Genomic DNA, 1,046 nt, shown 5'->3' with positions numbered 1-1,046 from the left:
GTACTGCTGAGGCGAAGCCTACCTAAGCGAAAGCAAAAGTAAAGCCTTCGGTGCAGTCCACCCTAAACTAGGCACCAGAATGTTTCACCTCATAAAAACTACTGACAGATGAACATTAATAACTATTATGCACAGACCGTAGGCGAGATAGTAGCCCACAACTTTGACGCAGCGCAGGTGTTTCACCACTACAATATCGACTTCTGCTGCCACGGGCAGACACCCTTTGCGCAGGCCTGCCGAGACCGTGGGCTTGACCCGGAACAGGTGGTGCGCGACCTGGATAATCTGCCCCTCACCGGCCGGTCCACCACGCCCAGCTTCAGCCAATGGCCGCTCGACCTGCTGGTAGACTACGTGCTCAAGATTCACCACCGCAACATCCGTTCCCAAGGTCCCGAAACGGCAGCCTTGCTCCACAAGGTGGTGGACGTACACGGGGCCAATCATCCCGAGCTGCATGAGGTAGCCCAGCTCTTTGACCAAGCCCTGGCCGACCTGGAGCTGCACCTACAAAAGGAGGAGCAGGTGCTCTTCCCCTACGTATACGAACAGGTGCAGGCGGCCTCAGAGGGCTATGCCCCGATGCCCTTCCACTGCGGCACTATCCGCTTCCCCATCGGCGTGATGGAGGACGAGCACAGCCACGAGGGTGAACGCTTTGCCCGCATTGCCGCCCTCACCCACCAATACGAAGCTCCCGCCGATGCCTGCCCCAGCTACCGTCTGGCCTTGCAGCAGCTGCACGACTTTGAAGCTGCCCTGCACGAGCACATCCACCTGGAGAACAACCTCATCTTCCCCCGTGCCCTAACCCTCGAAGCCGAAGCGCAGGCCGCCGAACCAGCCGAATAACCCAGCCCCTACCTTCCCCCAAGGGCTAACCACAACTTAGTAATGCACGCAGCGGGCGTACCCATCCGTGGATACGCCCGCTGTCTATCATTTCTTATTCTTACTCTAAGTGCCGCTGTTCTAAATCCTTTGTTTATACCTTTGTAAAGGACTCACTTCTTAAAGATGAAGTCTGCAATACGTTCGGCAAC

The 1,046-nt window shown here is 56.8% G+C and carries 1 protein-coding gene; it reads left to right on the top strand.

Annotated elements, in window-relative coordinates:
• The first annotated feature begins 108 nt into the window (after window positions 1–108).
• Window positions 109–855 carry an iron-sulfur cluster repair di-iron protein gene (gene ric / locus Q4P78_RS09395; RefSeq protein ID WP_303340103.1) on the top strand — a complete coding sequence of 249 codons (747 nt, stop codon included), beginning with the start codon at window positions 109–111 and terminating at the stop codon, window positions 853–855.
• Window positions 856–1,046 lie beyond the last annotated feature (191 nt).

It is taken from the genome of Rothia sp. (in: high G+C Gram-positive bacteria), from assembly GCF_030540545.1.
GTDB lineage: Bacteria > Actinomycetota > Actinomycetes > Actinomycetales > Micrococcaceae > Rothia.
Note: the sequence above shows the minus strand (reverse complement) of the source record. Positions and strands in the feature narration are given on the sequence as shown.